General features: G+C 62.3%; 1 protein-coding gene. It reads left to right on the top strand.

Features of this window, described 5'->3' with window-relative positions:
• Positions 1 to 796 (top strand): hypothetical protein (locus Y705_RS0113970; protein WP_216698808.1); only part of this gene is annotated, 796 nt, incomplete at its 5' end.
• Between the last annotated feature and the right edge of the window lie 44 nt (positions 797 to 840).

Genomic DNA, 840 nt, shown 5'->3' with positions numbered 1-840 from the left:
GCATTACTCATCAACGAGCGTAGGAGGGATGACCGTGGGACCGATCGAACAGGTACGCGAGGGTATGGACGTCTTCGACAGCGAGGGACAAAAAGTAGGGTCCGTCATCAGGACCAAAATGGGCGACCCGCAGGCGGTCACGGCGCAAGGTCAGCAAACCGATCGAACAGGCGGGATCGTGAAAGCGGTGCTCGCCGCTTTCGAGGGTGGTTCGGGTATGCCGGAGGAACGCAAGGAGAGGCTGCTTCGCCTGGGGTACCTGGAGATCGACGGCTCGGGGATCGGCAACCACTTCTATGAATCGGCCGAGGCGATCGATCGGGTCACCGACGAGGGCGTATTCCTCAACTCCTCAGCTGCTGGAACGGCGCGCCACAGGAGCGCTGGGCGGCGCGGGCCTGCCGCTTCCGGCCGTCAGAGGCATTACTCATCAACGAGCGTAGGAGGGATGACCGTGGGACCGATCGAACAGGTACGCGAGGGTATGGACGTCTTCGACAGCGAGGGACAAAAAGTAGGGTCCGTCATCAGGACCAAAATGGGCGACCCGCAGGCGGTCACGGCGCAAGGTCAGCAAACCGATCGAACAGGCGGGATCGTGAAAGCGGTGCTCGCCGCTTTCGAGGGTGGTTCGGGTATGCCGGAGGAACGCAAGGAGAGGCTGCTTCGCCTGGGGTACCTGGAGATCGACGGCTCGGGGATCGGCAACCACTTCTATGAATCGGCCGAGGCGATCGATCGGGTCACCGACGAGGGCGTATTCCTCAACTCCTCAGCTGCTGGAACGGCGCCTTAGGCAAGCTGCTCCTTCGGAAACTCGTGCACCAATGGCGGGTGCCG

The sequence above is a fragment of the Arthrobacter sp. H41 genome (genome assembly GCF_000520535.1).
Classification (GTDB): Bacteria; Actinomycetota; Actinomycetes; order Actinomycetales; family Micrococcaceae; genus Arthrobacter_D.
Note: the sequence above shows the minus strand (reverse complement) of the source record. Positions and strands in the feature narration are given on the sequence as shown.